At 74.8% G+C, this 5,082-nt stretch carries 4 protein-coding genes; 2 read left to right on the top strand and 2 right to left on the bottom strand.

The genetic code is table 11. The features are described 5' to 3' along the window. A partial coding sequence (locus ACWEQL_RS40870) for a sensor histidine kinase (protein WP_452156448.1) occupies nt 1–1,115 on the bottom strand: 1,115 nt, incomplete at its 3' end. Between the two features lie 379 nt (nt 1,116–1,494). Here ACWEQL_RS40870 and ACWEQL_RS40865 point away from each other — a divergent pair. Further along, the gene (locus ACWEQL_RS40865) at nt 1,495–2,820 is read left to right on the top strand and encodes a serine hydrolase domain-containing protein (RefSeq protein WP_452156446.1); all 1,326 of its coding nucleotides are present in this window, start codon (nt 1,495–1,497) and stop codon (nt 2,818–2,820) included. 61 nt (nt 2,821–2,881) lie between these two features. Here the strand turns inward: ACWEQL_RS40865 and ACWEQL_RS40860 are convergent, their stop codons facing one another. Continuing rightward, nucleotides 2,882–3,463, bottom strand: a complete 582-nt coding sequence (locus tag ACWEQL_RS40860; protein WP_452156444.1) for a potassium channel family protein — start codon at nt 3,461–3,463, stop codon at nt 2,882–2,884. A gap of 567 nt (nt 3,464–4,030) precedes the next feature. On the opposite strand from ACWEQL_RS40860, the gene ACWEQL_RS40855 reads away from it, so the two are divergent. Further along, a complete protein-coding gene (locus ACWEQL_RS40855) occupies nt 4,031–5,032 on the top strand; it encodes a DUF389 domain-containing protein (protein WP_452156442.1) in 1,002 nt (333 codons plus the stop codon). Nucleotides 5,033–5,082 lie beyond the last annotated feature (50 nt).

The raw sequence follows: 5,082 nt of genomic DNA, 5'->3' as shown, positions 1-5,082 counted from the left end.
GGCGAGGGCGGCGCGGTGCGGCCGGGCGGCCGGTTGGCGATCCGCAGGCGCAACGCGTCCCGGCCGTAGCCGAGTTCCACACGGGTCTCGGCGCCGGGTGCGTGCCGCAGCGCGTTGCTCAGCGACTCCTGGACGATCCGGTACGCCGACAGCTCCACGCCCGGCGGGAGCGGCCGCGGCTGCCCGACGATCCGGGCGGTGACCGGAAGTCCGGCCGCGCGCACCTGGTCGAGCAGCCCGTTCAGTCGGGCGAGCGACGGCTGCGGCGCGACCGGTGCGGCGGACTGCCCGGGGAGGCCCGCGGGTGTCGACGCGGCGGGTCGCAGCAGTCCCAGCAGATTCCGGAGTTCGGTCAGTCCCTCCTTCGCGCCGGCCCGGATCGCGGCGAACTCCGCCGCCAGCGCGGGCGGCGGGTCCTGGACCCGGTAGGGCGCGGCCTCCGCCTTGATCGCGATCAGCGACAGGTGGTGGGCGACGACGTCGTGCAGTTCGCGGGCGATGCGGGCGCGCTCCTCCAGGACGGTGCGCAGCGCACGTTCCTCGGCGGTGGCGTTGATCTGCTCGGCCAGCCGGGCGCGGTCCTCACGCCACCGCCGCCGCATCGCCCCCAGGGCGACGGCCACGGCGAACGAGACGCAGGCCGCCAGCACCGTCCGCCAGGACCCGACCGTGCACCCCGCCAGTTTCAGCGCCACCCCGACGGCCGCGCCGGCGCCCGCCGACACGGCGGCCGGAAGCAGCGGGACGCGCAGCGCGAGCAGCAGGAGCACACCGGCGTGCACGAGCCAGGCCCACGGGATGTTGTCGTGGGTGGGCGGATGGGCCACGGCGATGACGGTGAGCAGGGCGAGGGAGAACCAGAAGGCCGCGGCGGGCCGGCGCAGCGCCACGAGCAGGGCGGCGGCGTGGACGCAGGCGAGGAGCCGGGCGGCGAGGTCCGCGCCGGTGAGGCAGAGGGAGACGGCTGCCAGGACCACCAGGACCTGCGGCAGTCCGCGCAGTCCGCGGGGCCAGGTCAGCGGGGGCAGGGGCATCGGACGCAGGGTCAGCAGGTTGTGCCGGAGGGCGGCCGTCCCGGCCCTCCGGTCCGGCGGCGCCGCGGATATCTCGCTCACCGGAGCATTATCGGACAACCCGGTACCCACCCTGGCCGCCGGGCGTCGCCGGTGGTCCGGGCGAACGAAGCGATGGCCCGGGCCGCCGCAGGGCCGGTCCGCCTGGTCGGAATGCCTGGTCGGAATGCCCGGGGCGCGGGAGGTGACCACCGCGGTGGCGAAGGGGATGGCTGCAGGGTCGGTGTGCCCAGGATCGGTGATGAGGTCAAGTCAAGCTCCCAGAAGGTGATTCGGCCTGACACCCGTATCCACCGCTCGGCCGAGTGGCTCGATCCTCGGGGTGCACGGTCGACGACCCCCGAGGGATGACGCGCGGGACGTGTCACGGATGCGAAGGTGGCGGCGACGGTCCGGAGCCGGGCCGGAAGGGGCGGACACCATGACCATCGTTCAGGCTCGGACATCGCAGCGGCGCGGCCGGTTGGGAAGGCGGGTCGCGGCCGTCGTCCTGGCCGGTGCCACCGTCGTCACTCTCGCCCCGACGGCGGCGGTGGCGGCGGGAGGGCCGGGCGCGTCGGCGTCCGGCACCGGAACTGCGGAGGAACGCCGGCCCCGCGTCGACGGACAGCAGGAGCTGCGGGACCTCGTGGAGCGTGGCGGTTCGACGGCCGCGCTCGCGGAGATCCGCGTCGCCGGCCGCCCCGTGTGGCGGGGCGCCGCCGGGAGCGCCGACCTGGCCGCCGGGCAGCCGGCCAGGTCGGACGGCCGGTTCCGGGTCGGCAGCGTGACCAAGACCTTCGTGGCGACGGTCGTCCTCCAACTGGTCGGGGAGGGGCGGCTACGACTGGACGACCCGGTGGAGCGGTACCTGCCGGGGGTCGTCCCGAACGGCGCCGCGATCACCGTCCGGCAGCTGCTGAACCACACCAGCGGCCTGTTCAACTTCACGGAGGACCAGCGGTTCCTGATCACCGACGAGGCCGACCGGCGGGACCTCGCGTACGGCGGGTGGCGCTACCGGGACTACCGCCCGCAGCAGCTGGCCGCGGTCTCCGCCGAGCACGCGCCGTACTTCGCGCCCGGGCAGGGCTGGCACTACTCCAACACCAACTACGTGCTCGCCGGGATGATCGTCCAGAAGGTCACCGGACGCACCTGGCAGCGCGAGGTCGAGCGCCGGATCGTCCGGCCCCTGCACCTGGACGACACGGTGTTCCCGGGCTCCGGGACCGGCCTCGGCGGCCCGCACGCCCACGCGTACCTCGACATGCCGGCGGGGCCCGCCGACATCACCCGGCTCAACCCGAGCTTCGTGGACGCGGCCGGCAACGGCATCTCCACCACCTCCGACCTCAACCGCTTCCACGCCGCACTGTTCGGCGGCAAGTTGCTGCGCCCGGCCGAGATGGCCGCGCTGACGGACACGGTGCCGACCGCGACGGAGGGCTGGGGGTACGGACTCGGCGTGGCGCGGATCGACCTGGGCCCGGGCTGCGAGGCGGCCTGGGGCCATGACGGCGGCCTGCCCGGCTGGAGCACCCTGCTGCTCGGCAGCGGGGACGGACGGCGGCAGTTCGCGCTGTCGCACAACCCGTACATGGGCAAGGACGGCTCGGCGGGCGGGGAGACGATCGGCTCGCTGGTGGCCAAGACGCTGTGCGACCCGGGGACGGGCGCGGGCGCCGCCGCGGCGACCCCGCTCCTGAGGACGCTTCCCCGCACCGGCCCGGACCTTCGCGTCGAGGCCGGCCCAGCCACCCGCTGAAGCCCGCGGAGGCGGAGGCGGGGGCGTCGTGCCGGTCAGGGTCCGATCGGCCCGTCGATCGTCATCGGCCCCCGTCCCCGCCCGGGGCGCGGTGCCGTTCGGCCTTGCGTTCGCGGCCGCGGCGGACCGCGCCGATGGTGACCTTGACGGCCACGCCGAGGACGATCAGGTCGGCGAGCATCTGGACGGTGACGACCAGCCGGGCGGCGCCCGTCTTGGCGGTGATGTCGCCGAAGCCGACGGTGGAGAACACGGTGACGGTGAAGTAGAGCGCGTCGCTGTGGCTCAGGGGTGTGCCGAAGCTGGCGGGTGAGAGCGCGGCCAGCGCGACGTAGGCGGAGGCGAACAGCAGCAGGAAGAACGGGATGCTGGTGGCCAGGGCCTCGGCGGCCCGTAGCCCGGGGTGCCTGGAGCGGATGATCGAGCGGACCTGGAAGGCGACCAGCGCGACGAACCCCACCAGTCCGGTGAGGAGCATGACGAGGGTGGCGGTCGTGGAGGAGTGGTTCAGGGGCAGCGAGTAGTACAGGGCCACGAGCGCGGTGACCGAGCCGGCCGCACGCAGCACGGTCCAGGTGATCCGTCGGGCCGGGGGCCGCGGGGCGGCCGGGCCTCCGGGGGCCGCGCTCCCGCCGGCGGTCATGACGCGTACCGCCGTCCCGTCGCCGCCGGCCACGGGAACCCGCCCCGTCCGGTGGCCCCCCGGCCAGGCCGCCCGTTCCCCCATGTGCTCCCGGCCGGTGTCGCGCCCGTGCCCCGGGGGCTGCCCGGTGTCGTGTTCCTTGCCCGCATGGCGCGTCCTCCAGGAGCTGGTCACCCCGGTGGGCCGGGTCCCTCGTACGGCGGCGGTCAGATGTGCTCGCGGGACCGGTGGTCCTGCATTCACCGTCGCACGGCGACCGGGGCGCTGTCAGGGCCGCAGCCCGCCGCCGGTGCCACTCCGACGTCCCTCCCGGCAGCACGGCGTGGCCGACCCGTTCTCCGTGGAGTTCGTCCCCGGCTCCGGGGCGCCGCGCGGCAACGTCATCCGGTCCGGCCCGGACCGCCGCGCTGACCGGGCCGGACCGGGGGACAGTAGGTCGTGGGCCGCGTACGACACCGCTCGCGTCAGCCGTGGGCGGATTGCCCGGCGTGGGGGCGGTGCGGCTGTCCGGGGGGTGGTGGCGTGTGGTATCCGCGGCGCCGTACCGGGCGGCGTGATACTCGGGTGGTGTTCAGCAGCCTCCGTGACCGCGTGCTCCCCGACCACCAGCGAAGGTCCTTGGAGGAACTGGAGGAGGACCTGAACCTGTCGGTCGGCGACCGGCGGGCGAAGCAGTCCGCGTTCTGGACCATGCTGTTCCTGGCGGCCGTGATCGCGGCCTGCGGGGTGCTGACGGACTCCACGGCCACGGTGATCGGCGCGATGATCATCGCTCCGTTGTCGACCCCGATCATGGGGATCGCGCTGGGCGCGGTGCAGCGACGGCGGACCACGGCGGTTCTGTTCGTGGTGTGCGGGGGCCTGCTGGTGGTGGCGGTGGGGGCAGTCGCCTCGCTGGTCGTTCCGGCCTCCTACGACCTGCTGTCGGACAGCCAGATCTCCAGTCGCACCTCACCCGGGCTGATGGACCTGATGGCCGCGCTCGCCACCGGCTTCGCCGGCGCGGTGGCACTCGCCCGCCGCGATGTGGCCGCGGTCCTGCCGGGCGTGGCGATCGCGATCTCGCTGGTGCCGCCGCTGGTGGTGACCGGAGTGTGCGCCGGGCAGGGCGCCTGGTGGCTGGCCCTGGGCTCGTTCGTGCTGTTCGTGTCCAATCTGCTGGCCCTGGTGGTCGCGGGCATGATGGTGTTCGGCGGCCTGGGGTACGCGGGGGCCGGCCGTCATCGCGAGGCGGGCTCCGCGCGCAGGACGTACCTGGCGCTCGGCCTGCTGTCCTGCGCCGTCGGTCTGCTGCTCGCGGCGAACACGGCGGCGATGGTGCTGGTGCAGTTGTGGACCACACGGGCCACGAACGCCGCCGCGGCATGGGTGGCCGCGACGCCGGGCGCGTCGGTCGTGAACGTGCAGGCGAAGTCGCGGACCCTCTACGTCCAGGTGCGGGCGCCGGGGGACCTGCCCCCGGTCGACTCGCTCCTCGCGGACCTGCGGGGGCAGGTCCCGGACGGGGTGCCCGTGGTGGTCACGACCACCGCGGGCCGCCAGATCCAGGCCGGGCGCGTCGGCGGCTGAGCCGGGGTCGGCCCCGGCTCGGCCGCCCCCCGATCGGAATATCACACATC

The sequence above is a fragment of the Kitasatospora sp. NPDC004240 genome, assembly GCF_053603215.1.
The sequence above is the reverse complement of the archived record's forward strand: the minus strand, read 5'-3'. Positions and strand labels throughout refer to the sequence as shown.